Raw genomic sequence first — 19,285 nt, 5'->3', positions numbered from 1 at the left:
CGAAACCTGGAGTCTTGGTGACCCGCGCGGGTCGTCCACCTCTCCCCGCCGGGTCACCGGGACTCACGGAGAGAGGTCAGCGCTCCAGGCCGTCGAAGGCACGCCGGAACGCGCCCGCCAGTGCGGGCGTCGTGGGGCGGGCGTGCCGGAACATGACGACCATGATCCGGCCCCTCGGCACGGTGGCGCAACGGGTTTTCCTTCACCCGCCGGCCGCGCGAGACGCCTGCGCAAGGAATACGACTCCCACGTCCGCAAGTACCTATGGGGCGGACATTTCTGGTTCCGCTCCTCCTCCGCGGGCTCAACCGGTGGAGCCGATCTCACCACCGTCAGCAAGTACATCCAGGGCCAGGAACGGCCCACCCGCCAAGGTCCAGCCACGCTCGCGTCCCGAAGGGCACTCCCGCGCGAGTTTCGATTCTGACCAGCTCCGCCGTAGTGGGGCCCTCGGCAGCAGCGCGGCCACGGGCGGATCATCGGCCGGCTCGGGCGCCGCGCCGAGAAGGGCGTGGCTATGAGGTGGTAGCCGCGATCCCGGCAGATCTCCTCGACGTCCTGGTAGGCGCGGACCCTGCCATCGCCCTGCGGTCCTGCCCGGCGATACCTTGGTGCTGCTGGTGACACCCTGGCGTGACGTGCCACACCGGGAGCTGGGACGGACGGTGGGCTACTCGGAGCCGGGACGGCTCACAGCGTGATCCACTCCGTGGACGTGGTCACCTCGTCGAGCACGGACGGGATCGGCTCCACCCCCAGGCCGGGCCTCGTCGGCACCTCCAGATGCCCGTCCACCAGCTCGAACGGCTCGGTGATGTCCCTGGCGTAGTAACGCCGCGACGCCGAGGTGTCGCCCGGCAGCGTGAACCCCGGCAGCGCCGCCAGCGCCACGTTCGCCGCCCGGCCCAGCCCCGTCTCCAGCATGCCGCCGCACCACACGGCGACCCCGTTCGCCCGGCACAGGTCGTGGATGCGCCGCGCCTCCAGATAGCCGCCGACCCGGCCCGGCTTGACGTTGACGATCGAACAGGAGCCGAGCGCGATCGCGGCGGCGGCGTGCTCGGCCGACTCGATCGACTCGTCCAGGCAGATCGGCGTCCTCAGCTGCGGGGCCAGCTTGGCGTGCTGAACCAGGTCGTCGTTGGCCAGCGGCTGCTCGATCAGCAGCAGGTCGAAGTCGTCCAGCTTGGCCAGGTGGCGGGCGTCGGTCAGGGAGTAGGCGGCGTTCGCGTCGACCTGGAGCAGCACGTCGTCGCCGAACCGTTCACGCACCGCCCGGACCGGCGACACGTCCCAGCCGGGCTCGATCTTCAGCTTGACGCGGACGTAGCCCTCGTCCAGGTAGCCCGCTACGGCGTGCAGGAGTTGCGGGATCGAGTCCATGATGCCGACCGACACCCCGCACGGCACCCGCGACCTGGCCGCGCCGAGGTAGTGCCCGAACGATTCGCCCGCCGTCCTGAGCTGCGCGTCCAGCACCGCCGTCTCCAGCGCTGCCTTGGCCATGCGGTGGCCCTTGACGGGTTCGAGCGCGCGGGCGACGTCCTGCGCGTCCAGTGACTTGGGCAGCGCGGGCAGCAGGAAACGGCGGATCACCTCGGCCGCGCCGTCGGTGTACTCGGAGGAGTACAGAGGTTCGGCCATCGCCACGCACTCGCCCCACCCCTCGGCATCCGGCGTCACGACCCTGACCAGCAGGATGTCGCGCGCGGTCTCGGTGCCGAACGAGGTGCGGAACGGCGCCACCAGCGGCATCGAAATCCGGCGCAGCTCAACTCCGGTGATCTTCACGCTTGTCTCCCCAACGTTGCCCTCTGCCATCAAACCGTTCCTAAAGACTGAGCATTTCCCCACCCCCAATTCCTCCCGCACACCGCACCGCCCCTGGCCGTTCCCACCCCACACCCCGACAACCCACACCCGCCACCGGCGACATGGCGTTCTCCTCCGATCTGCCGAGCTGGCACCACGGCCCGCTGTTCCGCGCTGCCTGGGTCGTTTGCTCGCCCAGTTGCCGTCGCTCGCCTGTTCGCCTGGTCGTATCTCCGTGTCGACCCTGAACCACCGCTTGCTCGTGCTTGCGGCGTTCGGGGCGTTCCGTGTTGGCGGTGGGTCAGTGGGTGGCGGCGAAGGGGGAGATGAGGATGCGGGTGGGGGCCTCCTGGCTGAGGTGGACCGACTCCAGGGGGACCGTGACCTCAGGGGTGCGGTAGCGGCCGCCGGAGAAGCGGGCGGCGAGGTAGTCGCGTACGGTCGTGGTCGTCACGTCACCGTCGAGCGAGCTACGCCCATCGCGCCAGATCTCGGCCGAACACGGCCCCCTCTGGGCGGCCAGCACCAGCCCGGCGACCGTGGCGCCGGCCAGCGCGCCGACGTCGCCGCGGGTCCAGCCGTAGTGCCACATCCCGGCCGCCACCACCGGCGCGGCCGGGCAGCAGCCGGGTGCGGTGATCACCACGTCGAGCCCCTGGGACAGCGCTTCGGCGATCTCCTCGGCGCCCCGCGCCACCCGGGAGCCGGTACGCAGCCCCGGCAATTCCGGCACCGGGCGGCCCATCCCGTAAATGAGCTTGATGCCCGTTTCGAGGTGTCCAGGCCCGCTGTCGCGCCATGCGCAGACGACGACATCGAGCGACTCGGCAGACCTCCACGTGCCGATGCGCAGCATGTTCCTTGACTACCCTTTGCCGCCGTCCGTAACCCACCGTTACGGACTTGCGTCCTGGCTTGGCTGCGCGTGGCCGTTCTCGTGCCCGGGTCGGCGGTTGAGTCCCCGCATGGGGAGGCGATGTTCCGACGGGCCGCGCCGCCCTGGGGAGGGCACCCGTACCGATGGCATGGGTGATCGGCAGGCGAGGGGTGTTGGTGTGCTGTCGTCCTGGGGTCGGAGATTTGCCGGGTTTATGGGGTGACCCGCCCGAGTCCTGTGCGTGTGCTTGCCCGGAGCTTTACCAATCCGTGCCTGACGCCATCAATGCACTGTGTGATAGTAATGTGACACTGCGTATCCAAAAGAGGTTCGGGAGATTCTATGGTGGCGTACACACTCTCGATCTTGGCGGCGGTGGGCGTGCTCCTGCTCACCGCCCTGGTATTCAGAAGGGTGACGCGGGCCGGTGAGGACCGCGACCCCAACGGCCCCACCGCCGCTCACGCGGGCGCGATGTTGTCGGCCATGTTCCTGCTGGTGTTCGCCATCGCGATCATCGTGCCGTGGACCACCGCCGACGCCGCCCGCCAGAACACCCACACCGAGAGCCAGGCGGCCATCGACGCCTTCTGGGCGGCCGACTCCCTGCCCGGCGAAGCTCCCCAGCAGGTGCGCACGGCGCTGCGCGAGTACGTCACCTTCGTCGTCAGGGACGAGTGGCCGCTCATGGCCCAAGGCCGGATGGACCCGGTCGGCGCGGCCAGGCTGGACGAGCTGCGCGGCCGGGTCACCGATCTGAAGGTCAGCGGCGAGGTCGAGCAGGACGCCAAGGACAACGTCCTCGACTACCTCGGAGCCATCTCCACCGCCCGCTCCCAGCGCTCGTCCGACGCCGCCGCCGCTCCGCCCGAGGGCCTGCTGTTCCTGACGGTCCTCACCGGCGTGGTGGTCATCATCTTCCCGTTCCTGGCCGGGGCGCGGCCCCGCGGGCTGGCGATCCTGCCGCTGGTGGCCATGGCTGGGCTGCTGGGCTTCGGCACCTACGTCACCTGGGACATCTCCCACGCCTTCGCCGGGCCGCTGGCCGTGAAGCCTGGAGCGTTCCAGGAGGCCCTGCAGGAGTTCGCGCGCGTCGCCGGACGGGTTTGATCGTGGTCGCCCGACTACTCCTCGCCTCCGCGCTGGCCGCAACCCCGGCCACCGCCGGCCTGCCCGCCACCCACCCGGCCGCAGTCGCCCCGGATCCGGTGGTTCCCCAGGCAGTCCTCCCGTCAGCGGTCGCTTTGGATTCGGCAGCCCCTCAGCCGGTCGTCCCGGCGGCGGGTGCTCCGGATTCGGTAGCCCTTCTGGCGGAAATCCCGTCAGAGGCCGCCCCGATTTCGGTGGCCCCCATGGCGGTCGTCCCGTCAGAGGGCGGGCCGGTTGCGGTCGTCCTGCCGGTCGTCCCCTCTGCGGTCGTCCCGATCACGGTCGTTCCCGTCATGGCCGGTCCGGTCGCTGCGGGATCGGTCGTCACCGGCCGGGGTTTCGTCCGCTGGGTCGCCGGTAGCCCGGTCGCCGCCGGTCCGCTGGCCGCCGACCTGGCCGGCCTCCGCGCTTCCCCTGCCCGTCTGACCGCCCTCGGCCTGTCCCGCGCCACCCGCATGAACCCTGTCCAGCCGAGCCCGCCACCGGTGCCGAAGGTGACCGTGCGTCCCCGTCCCCCCGCGCCGCCCAAGGGCGTCACCGCGCGACGCGGGAAGGCGACCGTGCCGAGGGTGGTCACCGAGCGGTCGCCGTCCCCCAAGGTGTCGATCTCGATGCCCGCCGCCAGGCGTCCGGCTTTACCGAAGGTCACACTGCCCCACGTGACGGTGTACCGCGACGGCCTGTGCGCGGGCGGCGTCACGGTGGGGGAGTGCCCACGCACCCGGCCGCGCGCGCCGCAACGGGCTCAGCCTGCCCCGGTCATCCTGCCCACCCCCGAGGTCAGCCTCTCACCCACGCCCACTCCGACCCCCACGCTCACCCCTTCGATCAGGTCGCACGTCAAACGTGCGATGCCACCGGCCCGCCGTGAGAACCCGCTGGGCACTCTCCTGGTCATGGTCGTCGTGGTCACGGCCATCGCTTCGACGGCGGCCGTGGCGTTCGGCGCGCGCCGCTGACCGTTCGTCCGCGTGCGGGCAGATTTATTCGCGTGCGGGCCGCCCTGCCATCTGACACACTGACGCGGCATGAGCGAGGAGGTGCCGCTGACCGGCGGCGGCGTCAACCACGTCGTCAGGATCGGCGAGACGGTACGGCGGCCCGCGGGCCCCTGGACCCCGGCCGTGCACGCCCTGCTCGGCCACCTGGCGGCGCGCGGGTTCGCCGGCGCACCGCGTGGTCACGGGATCGACGGCGACGGGCGGGAGGTCCTCGACTTCGTGCCGGGGGACGTTCCGCACTACCCGGTGCCTGAATGGGCGTGGACGGACGAGGCCCTGGCCGGGGTGGGGGCGCTGCTGCGCGAGTACCACGACGCCACCGCCGATTTCCCGAAAAATCGGGACTACGAGTGGCAGTTTCCGCCGAGAACCCCGGCGGAGGTCATCTGCCATGGGGACGCCGCCACCTACAACTGCGTGTTCCGCGACGGACGCCCCGTCGCCCTCATCGACTTCGACACCGCCCACCCGGGACCGCGCGTCTGGGACCTGTCCTACACCGCCTACCGGTTCGTGCCCCTCACCGACCCCCGGCACGTGAACGTCTTCCCGATCGAGGAGCGGGCGCGACGGCTGCGGGTGTTCGCCGACGCGTACGGGCTCACCGCCCCCGACAGGAGCATCCTGGTCGAGACCGCCCGAGCCCGCCTGGAGCACCTGGTCCGCTACATGCACGAGCAGGCCGCCGCGGGCAACGCGGCCTTCGCGGCCCACGTCGCCGACGGCCACGACCGGCTCTACCGCACGGACATGGAGTACCTGGCCCGCCACCAGGCTGCATTCAGCGAGGCCCTCACTTGCCGAAGCCCGCGGTCAGCCCGCTGAGGAGCTGGCGCCGGCCGACGACGTACAGGATCAGGATCGGCAGCGTGGTCAGCACGACGGAGGCGAGCACCGCCGGCACGTTGATGCTGTACTGCCCCTGGAACGTCCACAGCGCCAGCGGCAGCGTGCGCTTGTCGGGGCTCTGGGTGAGGATCAGCGGCAGCAGGAACCCGTTCCAGATCGACAGCGCGTTGTAGATCGTCACCGTGACCACGGCGGGCCGGGTCAGCGGGAACGCCAGGCGCCAGAGCGTCGTGTGCTCGCTCGCCCCGTCCATCCGCATGGAGTCGAACAGCTCCTTGGGCACGTCGCGGATGAAGTTCGACAACACCAGCACCGACAGAGGGATCGCGAACGCGATCGACGGCAGGATCAGCGCCAGCAGCGTGTCGTAGAGGTGCAGCCGGATGATGATCAGGTAGATCGGGATGACTGTGGCCTGGAGCGGGATGGCCAGGCCCATGAGGAACAGGGAGTTCGTCCAGCGCAGGAAGCGGCCACCACCCCCACGCACGATGGCGTACGCGGCCATGAAGCTGAACAGCACGGCCGGGACGACGGCGCCGAGTGTGGCGATGACGCTGTTGAGGAAGTACTGGGGGAAGTCGGACTCGATGACGAGCAGGTAGTTGTCGAGGGTCGGCGCGGCGGGCGGGACGAGCGGGTTCTCCGCGTAGTAGTTGCTCTGCGACTTGAAGCTGGTGATGACGATCCAGTAGACCGGCACGACCACGACCGCCAGCCAGATCCAGCCGGCCGTGCCGCCCAGCCAGTTGGGGCGCCTGGTGGTGCGGGCGCGCCGGCCGGAGGGCGGGGGCGCGGCCGTCTGTTTGGCGCCCTTGGTGAGGGTGATGGCCATCGTCGATCAGGCCCCTTCCCGCGCGTCGGAGGTTCCCATGCCGGTCAGGCCCCTTCCATCTGGCTGTGGGCGGCGTCGCGCCCGCCGAGCCGCCGCAGCAGCAGCGCCAGCGCCAGCCCCACCAGCACGAGGATGACCGCGATCGCGCTGGCCGGGCCCATGAGGTTGGCCTGGAAGCCGCGTTTGTACATGTCCAGCGCCAGCACCCGCGTCGCGTCTCCCGGCCCGCCCGCGGTCAGCACGAAGATCAGGTCGAAGAAGGTCAGCGACCCGACCACCATCAGTGTCGACGACGTGATGATCGTGTACTTGAGCTGCGGCAGCGTGATGCTGAAGAACGTCCGCACCCGCCCGGCCCCGTCCAGTTCCGCCGCCTCGTACATCGAGCGCGGGATCTGCCGCACGCCGCCCTGGTAGATCAGCGAGTGGAACGGGATGAACTGCCAGGACACGATGAAGATCACCACGCCGAACGCCAGCCACGGCCGCCCGAGCCAGTCCTGCGTGAGCAGCGAGAACTTCAGCCCGGCGCCGAGCCCGAAGTTCGGGTCGAGCAGCGCCTTGTAGGTGATCGCGATCGCCGCCGAGCTGAGCAGCAGCGGGACGAAGTAGAACACCGACAGGAACGCGCGGTAGCGCTGGTGGCCGGCCAGGAACACCCCCAGGAGGATGCTGGCCGGCGTCTGCACCGCCCACGACAGGGCCATCACCAGGAACGTCACCCAGAGCGCGTGCGGCAGACCCGGGTCGCTCAGGATGGCGCGCCAGCTGTCGAAGCCCGTCAGGTGGATCTCGCCGAGCCCGTCCCAGGAGGTGAAGCTGAGCGCGAGCACCCCGATCAGCGGGATCACGCCGAAGGCGACGAAGCACAACAACGCCGGCACGGCCATCCAGGCGAGCGAACCCGTGCGGGCGGCGGGCGCGCTCACTTGCCGATGACCGCGTTCATGTTCGTGGCGAACTGCTGCGGCGAGATCGACAGTTGGAAGAGTTTGGCGATGTTGTCCAGCAGCACCTCGGCCGCGGTCGGGCTGAGCGCCTGGTCCCACGACTGGGCGAAGGACTTGGCGTTGCTGGCGATGCCGTACACGAACTGCTGCCAGGCCGCGTCCTTGGAACCAGCGAACTGCTGGTCGGCGCCCTTGAGGATGGGTACGGCGCCGATGTTGATCCAGCCCTTGACCTCCTCGGCGTCGAGCACGCCCGTGGTGAAGAACTTCTTGGCGATCTCCTTCTGCGCGTCGCTCGCCTTGGAGGAGATGGACAGGTACTGGCCGGGGTTGCCGACGGTGTTGCTCGGGTCGCCCTTGCCGCCGTCGACTGGCGGGAAGTTCATGAAGCCGAGGTTGCCGCCGGAGACGAAGTCGCCGCCGTCGGTGGACATGGTTCCGTACGTCCACGAGCCGTGCAGCATCATCGCGGCCTTGCCGGTGTACAGCAGCGCCAGGTCGGCGTTGGAGTCGGCGGTGATGGAGGAGAAGCCCTTGATGAACCCGTTCGCCTTGATCAGGTCCTGCATCTTGGTCAGGGCGTCGATGGCGGTCGGGTTGGACCAGGCGTCCTTCTCGGCGTCGAAGACGGCCTGGAACACCTCGGGGCCGCTGATGCGGTCGAACAGGAACTCCAGCCACATCATGTTCGTCCAGCGGGACTGGCCGCCGAGCGAGAACGGCGCGATGCCCTTGGCGTTGAACTTGGGCACCAGGTCCATGATGTCGCCCCACGACTGCGGAGGCTGGGCGCCGATCTGCTCGAAAGCCTTCTTGTTGTAGAAGAGGATGATCGGCTGGACCGTCTCGCACGGCATCGCGTAGATCTTGCCGTCGATGGTCGCCGCCCCGAACGACGACGGGAACAGCCGGTCCTTGACGGCGGCGTTCTGGGAGAACCACGGAGTGAGGTCCTCGACCTGGCCGGCCTGCACGTAGCTGCGCAGCGTGCCGCCGCCCCAGCCCCAGATGAGGGTGGGCGCCTGGCCTGCCCCGATCGCCGTCTTGATCTTCGTCTTGTACGCGTCGTTCTGGAACGTGGTGCCGGTGATCTGGCCGTTCGGATTGGCCTTGTTGAACCGCTCGACGGCACCCGTGCGCACGCTCTCCTGCGGCATGCCGGACAGGTACCAGTAGGTAGCGCCGGAGCCGCCGCTTGCGCCGGTGGCGCCGGCGCCGGGTCTGGTCGGGCCCGAGCTGCCGCAGGCGGCCAGGGCGGCGCCGAGGGGCACGCCCATGGAGAGGCTGAGGAAGGTGCGGCGAGAGGTGTTCCTGGACTCCACGCTGATCTCCGTACTCGAACGCCGTGGGGGCGGCTGTTGATCATGGGATGCGGTGGCCGGCGGTCGTGCGTCGGAGGGGCCCGACGCCTACTCGTGCACTCCTCCTTGAGTCAGGTTCTCGAAACATTTTCGACATGACCGCGGGGGACGCCAATTTAGATTTCGGTACCTGAGGTGTCAAGGCCCATAGCTGGCCGAGCCCGTTTGGGGTACGCTCGCGCGCACCGCTGGCCGACTGTCCGCCGATGAGGAGGCGCTTGCGCGGGCCATCCGATGTCTCCGAAACATTTCGAAACATGACCGCAGAACGGCACCGCCGAAGGAGCACACCAGATGACGGCTCCAGACCGCACCCCTGCAGCGGGCAGGGCCATGAGCCCGTGGTGGGACCCCGCGCTGCCCGTGGCCGACCGGGTCGAGGCGCTCCTCACGGAGCTGACCCTGGAGGAGAAGGTCGGACAGCTCGTCGGCCGCGACGTGCGCGGACAGGACCGTTCGGGCTTCCCCGCCGCCGTGGCCGCGGCCCGCGAGGCGGACGTGTCGGCCGACGCGCGCTTCCTCGTGCACGCCGGCCGCACCGCCTTCACCGGACGTGATCTGAGGCGCATCGTGGAGCCGGGGGCCGTCGAGGTGCTCGTCGGAACGTCGGCCACCGACCTGCCGTGCCGCGGCACCGTAAGCTTGTATGGCTCCACCCGTTTCGTCGGCCACGACCGGCGGCTCAGCACGCCTGTAGACGTTCGGCAGGAGGGAAGCGATGCCGTCCAGGTCTAGACGCGCCACGCTGGCCACCGTCGCCGCCTCGGCCGGCGTGTCGATCGCGACCGTCTCCAAGGTGCTCAACGGCCGCAGCGACGTCGCGCCGCAGACCCGTACCCTGGTGCAGTCGCTGCTGCGCCAGCACGACTACGTGGCGCCTTCGCCCCGCCGGGGAGAGAGCATCCCGCCGTGCACGGTCGAGGTGCAGTTCGACGACGACTTCAACGCCTACTCCACCGAGATCATCCAGGGCCTGGTCACGGCCGGGGCCGAGCTCGGCGTGGGCGTCGTCGTCAGCATCAGGAAGCAGGTCCCCCGCTCCACCGCGTGGGCGCGCGACCTCGTCGCCGCCGGACGCCGGGCGCTCATCGCCGTCACCTGCGGCCAGCTCACCACCCGTCAGCTCACCGCGTTGTCCCGCGCCCGCCTGCCGCTGGTCGTCATCGACCCGCTCAACCTGCCGCACGCCGACGTGACCAGCGTCGGCTCCACCAACTTCGCCGGCGGGCTGGCCGCCACCCAGCACCTGCTCGCCCTCGGTCACCGGCGCATCGCCTACATCGGCGGCCCGGCCACCGCGGCCTGCAACCAGGCGCGCCTGCACGGCTACCGCGCCGCCATGGAGGCCGAGGGCGTGCCCGTTCCGCCTGGTTACACGCGCTCCGGGCACTTCCGCTACCAGGACGGCCTCGACAACGGCACCGCCGTGCTCGACCTGCCGGAGCCGCCGACGGCGATCTTCGTCGGCTGCGACGAGACGGCGCTCGGCGTCATGGAGGCCGCCCGGGCCCGGGGGCTGCGCATCCCCGGCGACCTCAGCATCGTGGGCTTCGACGACACCCAGGTCGCCCAGATCGCCTCACCCCAGCTCACCACCGTCCGGCAGCCGCTGCGGGAGATGGGCGGGGTGGCCCTGCGCACGGCGTTGCGGCTGGCGGCCGGAGAGAAGATCGACTCCCATCACGTCGAACTGGCCACGGAACTGGTGGTCCGCGGCTCAACGGCCCCGGTTCCCGGTTCGGCCTGACCCGGGAATCGCGTATCGGGGCGGGTCAGTGTTCGGCGACGCCGAAGGCGGTCCAGCCCAGGTCGGGGAATCCGGCCGCCGTGGCCGCCGCGGCCGAGGCCGCGTTCGAGGCCGTGTGCAGGTAGGTCGGCACCGCCCCTTCGTCCAGCACCCGCCGGGCCGCCTGCGCCACCAGCCGCCTGGCCAGCCCACGCCCGCGCGCCTCGACGGCGGTGACCACCGACAGTTCGTGCCCGTGCTCGTCGTGCCGCTTGACCCCCACGCCCGCCAGGTGCCGCCCGGTCTCGGCGTCGACCGCGACCAGGACCTCACCGCCGAAGGGCCGCAGCCAGCCGGGGACGTCGGGGGCGGTCGCGGGCCGCCACACCCCGGCGTCCCGCAGCGGCGCGGGCCGGGTCGTCCAGCGGTAGACGGCCTCGAACCAGTCGCGTTCGGGATATCCGATCAGCACCGGCACCTCGCCGAGCGTACGGGCGGCGGCCACCCGGGCCTGGTGCTCGGGCGGCACCGACAGGACCGCTCCATCGGGCCCGCCCACGCCGAGCGCGGGATGGACGCGGCCGTCCCAGCCGGGGGTGGTGCGCCGTCGCGAGCCCGTCACGTGAAGCTTGCTCCGGGGCGGCCAGACGCCCAGCCACGCGCGAAGATGATCTTCAATCGACACGACCCTACTATAGGGAGTAGTAAAGATACCGATTTCCGCCGGGGGGTGGTTACTCGGGCGAAGGGGCTCGACACGTGGCGTGATCGTCGGTTAGCGTCCTGACATAAGGATCTTTATCCTGTCTGGAGGGCCCCATTATGGAAGTTCCCGGCTACACGGAGATCCGGGAACTCGGACACGGCGGCACAGGCAGGGTGATGCTCGCCGTACGGGACTCCGACGGGCTGGCCGTCGCGATCAAGCACTTATCCGAGCCGCTGCGCGAGGACGCCGAATTCGTCGCGAGGTTCCGCGCGGAGGCGCTGGTCATCCGGGAGATCGACAGCCCCCACACCGCCCGCCTCCTGGACTACGTCGAAGCCGACGACGACGCGGTCATCGTGATGGAACTCGTCGACGGCGTCACGCTGCGGCGGCTGCTCGACCACGAGGGCGCGACCGGCGCGGAAGCCGCGCTCACCCTGCTGAAGGGGGCGCTGCTCGGGCTGGCCGAGGCCCACCGGCACGGGGTCGTCCACCGCGACTTCAAACCGGAGAACGTCATCGTCACCCAGGACGGCGACAGCAAGCTCGTCGACTTCGGCGTGGCGGCCCACGTCGGGGAGAGCGGCTCGCTCGCGGGTACCCCCACGTACATGGCGCCCGAGCAGTGGCAGGACGCCCCGGCCGGGCCGGCGACCGACGTGTACGCCGCGACGCTGGTGTTCTTCGAATGCCTGACCGGCCACCGGGCCTTCCACGCGGGCAACGCGGCCGCCCTCGCCTTCCAGCACCAGCACCAGGCGCCTCCCCTGGAGGACGTCGAAGAGCCGCTGCGCCCGCTGGTCGAGCACGGCCTGGCCAAGGACCCCGCCGAGCGGCCGGAGTCGGCCGAGGCGTTCCTGACCGAGCTGGAGACGACGGCGCAGGCCGCGTACGGGGACGACTGGGAGCTGCGCGGACGTGCCGGGCTCGGGATTTTGACCGTACCGCTCGCCGCGTTGCTGCCCAGGCCGCAACCGGCCGCCGACGGCGGCACCACGAGCCTGTTCCAGAGCACGCTGACGCCGATGACCAAGTTCGCGGTGACGGGCGGGCTGGTGCTGACGACCGCGGCGGCGGTGGTGTCGGCTTTCGTGATCTGGAACGATTCACCGGACCCGGGCAGGGGCGAGGCCCTGCCGCCTCCCACGTCCGTCTCGACGTCCCCCGCCGCTCCCGTCTCGCCGACGTCCCCCGCCGTCTCCCCGCCGACCTCCCCGTCGACCTCCGCCGTCCCGACGCCGGAGGAGTCGATCGCGGAGACGCCGCCCGTCACGCACGTCGGCGATCCCTCAACGGCCGGGCGTATCCCGCCCCCGGACGAACCGCCCCGGGTCACCGCCCCTCCGACCAGGGGCGGCCCGGTCACCCGGGAGCCGACGCGTTCCACCCAGCCCACCTCCCGGCCGACGCGTAGCTCGCCCGCCACGAGCGAGCCGCCGCCGACGCAACCGCCTCCGGACACCGACCCGCCCCGCACCCCGCCGCCCGCGCCCGACCCCACCACACGCGTGCCCGACCCCGAGCCGGACCCCGGCACGCCGCCCCCGGCCAGGGAGCGGGAGCCACTCATCTCCGTGTCGGTCAGCATCTCGCTCGACGTGCCGCTGCTGCGCGGCCGGGGCGAGGGCCTCCTGGACGCCGACATCGGACTCGGTCTCGGCACGAGCCTGCTCGGCCTGGTGGCGGTGCCCGGCTCGGTGCTGCTCGGGCGGCAGATGGTGGTGCGGAGGGTACGGCGCTCCCGCGAACCGCTCAAGCGGCCCGACGCGGACAATCCGGACTGATATCGAAAAGTCGTAAGTTGCGCACCGGGTGTGTGGATCCTCTACTATCTGCCTTCGGATAGAGGGCGCCTCCCCGGGCTGAATGCTTGCTGACCGGAACCTGCCCTGCGGCTCGGGGTAAGGAGAAGAGTGCCGGTTCCGTCCGTGCCAGTCCGTACGCTGTTCGCCCTCACCGCGGTGTTCGTCATCGCGAGTCCGGGATCCGCGGTGCAGGCCGCGCCCAAGCCCACGGTCAAGCAGTTGAAGAAGGAACTGGCCGCGCTCCAGAAGGAGTCGGACAAACTCATCGCCGACTACTACAGCAGCAGACTCGCCCACCAGAAGGCCGAAAAAGCGGAAAAATCCGCTCGCGAGACGCTGTCCGCCTCCCAAGAGGTCTTCGACCGCGAGTCCGCCAACCTCAGGACCATGGCCGTCACCCAGTACACCAGCGGCCAGCCCGACCAGCTCGTCCTGCTCACCGGCAACCACGACCCGGCCACCCTGCTCAGCAAGATGGCGCTCAACCAGCACCTCATCGACCTGCAGCAGGCCAGGCTACGCGGCTTCGGCCAGGTCAGGGACGATCACCAGCGGGCCAAGGACGAGGCCACCGCCCGCGCGGACGAACTCGGCCGGACGCTGAAGGACCAGGACGAGCGCAGGGGGAAAGCCGAAAAGCAGATCGAGAAGATCAAGGACAAGATCGACCTGCTGCACACGGCGCCGGGGGCGCGTTCCGACGGCACGTGGGTGCCGCAGCTCCCGCAGGGCTCCGACAACATCACGCCCCGGATGGCCCTGGTCAAGAAGCTCCTTCAGGAGCGTTTCGACGTGCCGTTCGGGATTGGGTGTTATCGGTCCATCCAGGACGGTGGCGAGCATCCGCTGGGACGCGCCTGCGACTTCATGCTCAGCCGGGGCGGTGCGATGCCCGGGGGAGAGGAGCTCCGGCGCGGCGAGGAGATCGCCAACTGGGCGATCAAGAACGGCAAGCGGCTGGGGATCATGTACATCATCTACCGGCAGCGCATCTGGCACATCAGGACCGGAGGCTGGCGCACCATGTCCGACCGCGGCGGCACCACCGCCAACCACTACGACCACCCGCACATCTCGGTCTTCTGACCAGGCCCCGGGTCAGGTTCTGGCCAGGGCGGCCAGCAGGCGGTCCTCCGTGACCTCGGGCCCCTTGAGCTGCTCGGTGATGGCCCCGTCCCGCAGCACCACCACGCTGTCGCAGTTCTCGACCAGCTCCCCGACGTCCGAGGAGATCAGCAGGATCGCCAGCCCGTCGACCGCCAGCTCGTCGAGCAGCGCCTGCATCTCCAGCTTCGTCGCCACGTCCACCCCACGGGTGGGCTCGTCCAGCAGCAGCACCTTGGGATGCATCGCCAGCCACCGAGCCAGCAGCACCTTCTGCTGGTTCCCGCCGGAAAGCTCCCCCGCGGGCTGCCGGGGTGAGACGGCCTTGATGCCGAGCCGCTTCATGAAGGTCGCCACGATGCTGTCCACCCGGGCGTCCGAGACGATCCCCGCCCGTGACAGCCGCGGCAGGGCGGCCAGCGCGATGTTGTCGCGTACCGACAGGGTGGGGACGATGCCCTCGGTCCTGCGGTTCTCCGGCACGAGCCCGACCCCGGCCCGGATGGCGCTCCTGATCGACCACTTGCGGCTGGCCGCGCCCGCCACCGTCACCTGCCCCGCGTCCACGGGCAGCACCCCCGCGATGGCGCGGGCGGTCTCGCTGCGGCCCGCTCCGAGCAGCCCGCCCAGGCCGATCACCTCTCCGGCCCGCATGGCCAGCGACACCCCGTCGAGCACGTGGTGCCGGGTGAGGCCCTTGGCCTCCAGGACGGGCAGGTCGGCGCTTTCGTCGGCGGACCCGGCGGACAGCGGGGGCTCCACCGGGTGGAACGGCCGTCCGAGCATGAGGGAGACCAGCCGCAGCCGGTCGAGCCCCGCCAGCGGCCCCGTGTGCACGACCCGGCCCTCGCGCAGCACCGTGACCCGGTCGCAGATCCCGTACAGCTCCTCCAGCCGGTGGCTGACGTAGATGACGGAACGGCCCTGCTCCCGCAGCCGGGTGACGGCCCCGAACAGCGTCTCCAGCTCGGTGTGCTCCAGCGCCGAGCTGGGCTCGTCCATGATGACCAGGCGCGCGTCCGCCGAGGCGGCCCTGGCCAGGGCGACGAGCTGGCGCGCGCCCTCGCCCAGCGACCCGAGCGGGCGGCGCACGTCCACCCGGAGTCCGTAGGCGGCCAGCGTCTCCTGCGCGCGGGCGTGCACGGCCGCCGAGTCGATCAGCCCGAACCGCCCCCGGGGTTCCCTGCCGAGCAGCAGGTTGCGGGCGACGCTCATGGTCGGGACGAGGTTCGTCTCCTGATGGATCGTGGCGATTCCCGCCCGTTCGGCGTCGGCCGGTGAGGCGAACCTGATCGGCTCCCGCTCCAGGCGCAGCTCGCCCGCGTCCGGCTGGAGGACGCCCGACAGCACCTTGACCAGCGTCGACTTGCCCGCTGCGTTGCCGCCGACCAGCGCGTGCACCTCACCGGCGCGCACGGACAGGGTGACGTGGTCGAGGGCGGTGACACCCTGGAACGACTTGAGAACGCCGGCCACCTGCAGCACTGTTGCCTCCAGCCCCGATGGTGGTCGAGAAAGGAAACATTCCAGTAACGGGTTTGTCACATTCGATCAGAACGGGGCGACGTGCAGGCGCACGCCACGGGCGCTCAGCTCGTCGAGCACGTCGCGGGGCGCGCCGTCGTCGGTGACGAGGTGGTCGATCCGGTCGGGCGCCACCGTCTGCACCATCGTGTCGACGCCGACCTTGGTGTGGTCGGCCAGCACCACGACCTCTTCCGCGGCGGCGGCCAGGGCGCGGTCGACCCCCGCCACCTGCATGTTGGGCGTGGACAGGCCGCGCTCGGCGGTCAGGCCGTTGCCCGAGATGAACGCCCTGCGCACCCGCAGCCCCGCCAGCGAGTGCTCGGCCGCGCTGCCCACCAGCGCCAGGATCGAGCCGCGCAGCGTGCCGCCGGTCAGCATCACCTCGACCCTGGCCGAGCCGGCCAGGGCCTGCGCGACCAGCAGCGAGTTGGTCACCACGGCCAGCTCGGAGTGCCTGGTCAGGCGGCGGGCGAACTCGTGGGTGGTGGTGCCGGGGCCGACGACGATCGCGTCGCCGTCCTCGACCAGGGCGGCGGCCAGGTCGGCGATGGCGGCCTTCTCCGCGGACTCGACCGAGAGCTTGTGGGCGTAGCCGGCCTCGCGCGACAACTCGCCGGGCAGCGTGGCGCCGCCGTGATGGCGGTTGAGCAGGCCCTCGGACTCGAGGGCTCGCAGGTCGCGGCGGACGGTGACCTCGGAGGAGTGCACCGCCTGGGCCAGCTCGCGCAGCGACACGGCGCCGTTGGCACGCACCAACTCCAGGATGCGCTGCCGGCGTTCCGCGGCGAACACGGGCCTGCGTCCGTCGCTCTGCGTGTCGCTCACGTCCCGATCATAGTGGACAGGTCAAGAAGAGTTCACCTCTGACCGAACGAGAACGAATCTGATCGGAAATCTTGACCGCCTCGGTTCGCCGGTGCTTACTTGAGAGCGTGTCAGGGTCAAAAGCTGTCGGAATCTGATCAGCACCTGATCGGCGCCCTTCGAAAGGACCCCCCGTGCGTAAGCGCCTCGCGTTGCTGCTGGCCGTACTGATGTCCGTGTTATGGCAGACGCCGTCGCCCGTCTCCGCCTCCGCCTCCGCCGCCGCCTCAGCCGAGCGGCACGGGCTGCGCGGCGACTACTACCTCGCCTCGGCGGCGGGCAAGTTCGACTTCGCCGAGCTGAAAGCCACCGTCATCGACCCCAACCTGGAGCTGTCCGATCTCAACCCGACGTTCAAGCTGCTGACCGGCAGGGAGGACGACGTCACCGTACGGTGGACGGGCCAGATCCAGCCCAGGTACTCCGAGACGTACACCTTCACCATCGTCGGCGACAACGGCTTCCGCCTCTGGGTGGACGGCAAGCCGATCATCGACCACTGGGTGGACGACTGGGACATCGAGCAGACCGGCACCCCGATCGCCCTCGAAGCGGGCAGGAAGTACGACATCAAGGTCGAGTACTTCGAGCACTACGGCGGCGCGAACCTGCGGCTGCGCTGGCAGAGCCCGAGCCAGCCCAAGGAGATCGTGCCCGTGGAGGCGTTCACGCTGCCCGAGGGGTTCGACCCGCCGGGGCCGGCCGACGCGGCGGTGAACACGGCCGGTGAGGTGGTGACGCTGACGTTCGGCAAGCCGCTGAGCGCGCTGCCCGCGGGCACGGCCGACAAACTCATCGTCACGGTCGCGGGGACCAAATGGCCCGCAAGCTCAGCAGTCCTGAAAAATCAGCAAACAGTCGAGCTCAAGCTGAAATATCAGATCCCGGCCAAGGCCGGCACCACCCTCCGCGCCGCCTACGACGGCACCGGCGGCCTCGCCTACGCCGACGGCACCCCGCTGGAGGCCTTCCCGTACGCGTTCGTGGTCAACAACTCGGCCTACATCCTGCGGACGAAGTTCGCCGCCGACGTCAACCCGGCCAAGCCGCTGCCCGAGTACCCCAGGCCCCAGCTCGTCCGCGACCGCTGGCAGAGCCTCAACGGCGTGTGGCAGTTCGCCCCCGCCAAGCAGGGCGAGGCCGCGCCCATCGGCCGTGACCTGGCCGAACGCATCGTCGTGCCCTACCCCGTCGAGTCGCAGTTGTCCGGCATCGGCCGGCACGAGGAGCGCATGTGGTACCGCAGGACGTTCGAGGTGCCGCGCTCCTGGCAGGGTGAGCGCCTGTTGCTGAACCTGGACGCCGTGGACTGGGAGTCCGTGATCTACGTCAACGGCAGGCAGGTCGCGACCCACAAGGGCGGCTACGACCGGATCAGCGTGGACGTGACCGACGCGCTCAAGCGCACCGGCCGGCAGGAACTCGTCGTCGGCGTCGCCGACCCCAGCGACAAGGGCGCCCAGCCGGTCGGCAAGCAGCGCCTGACCCCGGGCAGCATCTGGTACACCACCAACTCGGGCATCTGGCAGAGCGTCTGGATCGAGCCGGTGCCCAAGGAGCGCGTCGAGCGCGTCGACACCGTCCCCGACGTCAAGGGCCAGGCGTTGAAGGTGACCGTGCACGGCACCGGCGGCAGGGCCACGGTCGTGGCCAAGGACGGCCGCCGCGTGGTCGGCAAGGTCACCGGACAGGTCGGCCAGGAGCTCAGACTGCCCGTGCCGAACCCCAAGCTGTGGTCGCCCGAGCGGCCCTTCCTCTACGACCTGACCGTCCAGGTCGAACAGGAGGAGGTGGAGTCGTACTTCGGGATGCGCTCCATCGAGGTGGCGGGCAACAGGATGCTGCTCAACGGGCAGCCCGTCTTCCAGATCGGGCCGCTCGACCAGGGCTTCTGGCCCGACGGCATCTATACCGCCCCCACGGACAAGGCCCTGCGCTACGACCTGGAGCAGACCAAGGCCCTCGGCTTCAACGCCGTGCGCAAGCACGTCAAGGTCGAGCCCGACCGCTGGTACTACCACGCCGACAAGCTCGGCCTGCTCGTCTGGCAGGACATGCCCTCCACCGTCCGCACCACCGACAGGCCGCAGTTCGAGGCCGAGCTGCGCGAACTGGTCGACCAGCACCGGAGCAACCCGTCGGTGATCATGTGGGTGCCGTTCAACGAGGGCTGGGGCCAGTACGACCAGGCGCGCATCGCCGACCTGGTCAAGGGCTGGGACCCCTCCCGCCTGGTGAACAACATGAGCGGCGTCAACTGCTGCGGCGCCGTGGACGGCGGAAACGGCGACGTCAAGGACTTCCACATCTACCCGGGCCCCGGCAACCCCGGCAAACCCTCGGGAACGCGGGCGAACGTGCTCGGTGAGTACGGCGGGCTGGGCCTGCCGCTGATCGGCCACACCTGGTCGGGCGGCGGCTGGGGCTACGCGGTCGAACCCGACCCCGAGGCCCTGACCACCCGCTACGTCGGCATGAACGCGCAACTGGCCCGGCTGCACGCCTGTGAGCAGCTCAGCGCCGCCATCTACACCCAGACGACCGACGTCGAGACCGAACTGAACGGCCTCATGACCTACGACAGGGCCGTCACCAAGCCCGACGTCAAGCGCGTACACGACGCGAACAAGGCGCTGACGACGGCGATCAACCCGCCCTGCGCCTGACGACCGCCCCCCGGGGGCTGAACGACCGCGAACGCCCGGGCCTCATCGAC

At 70.3% G+C, this 19,285-nt stretch carries 17 protein-coding genes; 9 read left to right on the top strand and 8 right to left on the bottom strand.

Annotated features, from left to right (window positions below):
- The first annotated feature begins 142 nt into the window (after positions 1-142).
- Positions 143-427: a transposase gene (locus ACFOY2_RS08385; protein ID WP_379527357.1), complete on the top strand. Its 285-nt coding sequence runs from the start codon at positions 143-145 to the stop codon at positions 425-427.
- 263 nt (positions 428-690) lie between these two features.
- Here ACFOY2_RS08385 and menC read toward each other — a convergent pair whose 3' ends face one another.
- Together menC and ACFOY2_RS08375 are read right to left on the bottom strand one after the other, a co-directional pair.
- On the bottom strand, positions 691-1,791 hold the full coding sequence (menC, locus tag ACFOY2_RS08380; protein WP_379527356.1) for an o-succinylbenzoate synthase: 1,101 nt from the start codon (positions 1,789-1,791) through the stop codon (positions 691-693).
- 322 nt (positions 1,792-2,113) lie between these two features.
- Entirely contained in the window at positions 2,114-2,668 is a 555-nt protein-coding gene (locus ACFOY2_RS08375; protein WP_379527355.1) for an acyclic terpene utilization AtuA family protein, read from the bottom strand.
- A gap of 363 nt (positions 2,669-3,031) precedes the next feature.
- Between ACFOY2_RS08375 and ACFOY2_RS08370 the strand changes: the two genes are divergently transcribed.
- From ACFOY2_RS08370 to ACFOY2_RS08360, 3 genes are all read left to right on the top strand, one after another.
- The gene (locus ACFOY2_RS08370; RefSeq protein WP_379527354.1) at positions 3,032-3,799 is read left to right on the top strand and encodes a bestrophin-like domain; all 768 of its coding nucleotides are present in this window, start codon (positions 3,032-3,034) and stop codon (positions 3,797-3,799) included.
- 242 nt (positions 3,800-4,041) lie between these two features.
- Positions 4,042-4,797 carry a hypothetical protein gene (locus tag ACFOY2_RS08365; RefSeq protein WP_379527353.1) on the top strand — a complete coding sequence of 252 codons (756 nt, stop codon included), beginning with the start codon at positions 4,042-4,044 and terminating at the stop codon, positions 4,795-4,797.
- Positions 4,798-4,866: 69 nt separating this feature from the next.
- Positions 4,867-5,664: a phosphotransferase enzyme family protein gene (locus ACFOY2_RS08360; protein ID WP_379527352.1), complete on the top strand. Its 798-nt coding sequence runs from the start codon at positions 4,867-4,869 to the stop codon at positions 5,662-5,664.
- Here the strand turns inward: ACFOY2_RS08360 and ACFOY2_RS08355 are convergent.
- The 3 genes from ACFOY2_RS08355 to ACFOY2_RS08345 are packed head-to-tail and all read right to left on the bottom strand — an operon-like array spanning position 5,633 to position 8,795.
- Positions 5,633-6,523, bottom strand: coding sequence for a carbohydrate ABC transporter permease (locus ACFOY2_RS08355; protein ID WP_379527351.1), 891 nt, complete (start codon positions 6,521-6,523; stop codon positions 5,633-5,635). The genes ACFOY2_RS08360 and ACFOY2_RS08355 overlap by 32 nt on opposite strands.
- Positions 6,524-6,567: 44 nt before the next feature.
- Entirely contained in the window at positions 6,568-7,452 is an 885-nt protein-coding gene (locus ACFOY2_RS08350; protein ID WP_379527350.1) for a carbohydrate ABC transporter permease, read from the bottom strand.
- Positions 7,449-8,795, bottom strand: a complete 1,347-nt coding sequence (locus ACFOY2_RS08345) for an extracellular solute-binding protein (protein WP_379527349.1) — start codon at positions 8,793-8,795, stop codon at positions 7,449-7,451. The genes ACFOY2_RS08350 and ACFOY2_RS08345 overlap by 4 nt, the downstream gene beginning before the upstream one ends.
- Positions 8,796-9,128: 333 nt before the next feature.
- Here ACFOY2_RS08345 and ACFOY2_RS08340 point away from each other — a divergent pair, with 333 nt between their 5' ends.
- Together ACFOY2_RS08340 and ACFOY2_RS08335 are read left to right on the top strand one after the other, a co-directional pair.
- Entirely contained in the window at positions 9,129-9,569 is a 441-nt protein-coding gene (locus tag ACFOY2_RS08340; RefSeq protein ID WP_379527348.1) for a hypothetical protein, read from the top strand.
- On the top strand, positions 9,553-10,581 hold the full coding sequence (locus ACFOY2_RS08335) for a LacI family DNA-binding transcriptional regulator (RefSeq protein WP_379527347.1): 1,029 nt from the start codon (positions 9,553-9,555) through the stop codon (positions 10,579-10,581). The genes ACFOY2_RS08340 and ACFOY2_RS08335 overlap by 17 nt, the downstream gene beginning before the upstream one ends.
- 25 nt (positions 10,582-10,606) lie before the next feature.
- Here ACFOY2_RS08335 and ACFOY2_RS08330 read toward each other — a convergent pair whose 3' ends face one another.
- A complete protein-coding gene (locus tag ACFOY2_RS08330) occupies positions 10,607-11,245 on the bottom strand; it encodes a GNAT family N-acetyltransferase (protein ID WP_379527346.1) in 639 nt (212 codons plus the stop codon).
- A 137-nt stretch (positions 11,246-11,382) separates the two neighbouring features.
- Between ACFOY2_RS08330 and ACFOY2_RS08325 the strand changes: the two genes are divergently transcribed.
- Both ACFOY2_RS08325 and ACFOY2_RS08320 read left to right on the top strand, forming a co-directional pair.
- A complete protein-coding gene (locus ACFOY2_RS08325) occupies positions 11,383-13,053 on the top strand; it encodes a serine/threonine-protein kinase (protein WP_379527345.1) in 1,671 nt (556 codons plus the stop codon).
- 129 nt (positions 13,054-13,182) lie between these two features.
- On the top strand, positions 13,183-14,160 hold the full coding sequence (locus ACFOY2_RS08320; protein ID WP_379527344.1) for a coiled-coil domain-containing protein: 978 nt from the start codon (positions 13,183-13,185) through the stop codon (positions 14,158-14,160).
- Positions 14,161-14,172: 12 nt separating this feature from the next.
- Here ACFOY2_RS08320 and ACFOY2_RS08315 read toward each other — a convergent pair whose 3' ends face one another.
- Positions 14,173-15,654 carry a sugar ABC transporter ATP-binding protein gene (locus ACFOY2_RS08315; protein WP_379527343.1) on the bottom strand — a complete coding sequence of 494 codons (1,482 nt, stop codon included), beginning with the start codon at positions 15,652-15,654 and terminating at the stop codon, positions 14,173-14,175.
- A gap of 75 nt (positions 15,655-15,729) precedes the next feature.
- Complete coding sequence (locus tag ACFOY2_RS08310; protein ID WP_379527342.1) at positions 15,730-16,530, bottom strand: DeoR/GlpR family DNA-binding transcription regulator; 801 nt, start codon at positions 16,528-16,530, stop codon at positions 15,730-15,732.
- Positions 16,531-16,703: 173 nt separating this feature from the next.
- Between ACFOY2_RS08310 and ACFOY2_RS08305 the strand changes: the two genes are divergently transcribed.
- Positions 16,704-19,235, top strand: a complete 2,532-nt coding sequence (locus tag ACFOY2_RS08305) for a PA14 domain-containing protein (protein WP_379527341.1) — start codon at positions 16,704-16,706, stop codon at positions 19,233-19,235.
- Positions 19,236-19,285: the final 50 nt, after the last annotated feature.

It is taken from the genome of Nonomuraea purpurea (genome assembly GCF_042650645.1).
GTDB lineage: Bacteria > Actinomycetota > Actinomycetes > Streptosporangiales > Streptosporangiaceae > Nonomuraea > Nonomuraea purpurea.
The sequence above is the reverse complement of the archived record's forward strand: the minus strand, read 5'-3'. Positions and strand labels throughout refer to the sequence as shown.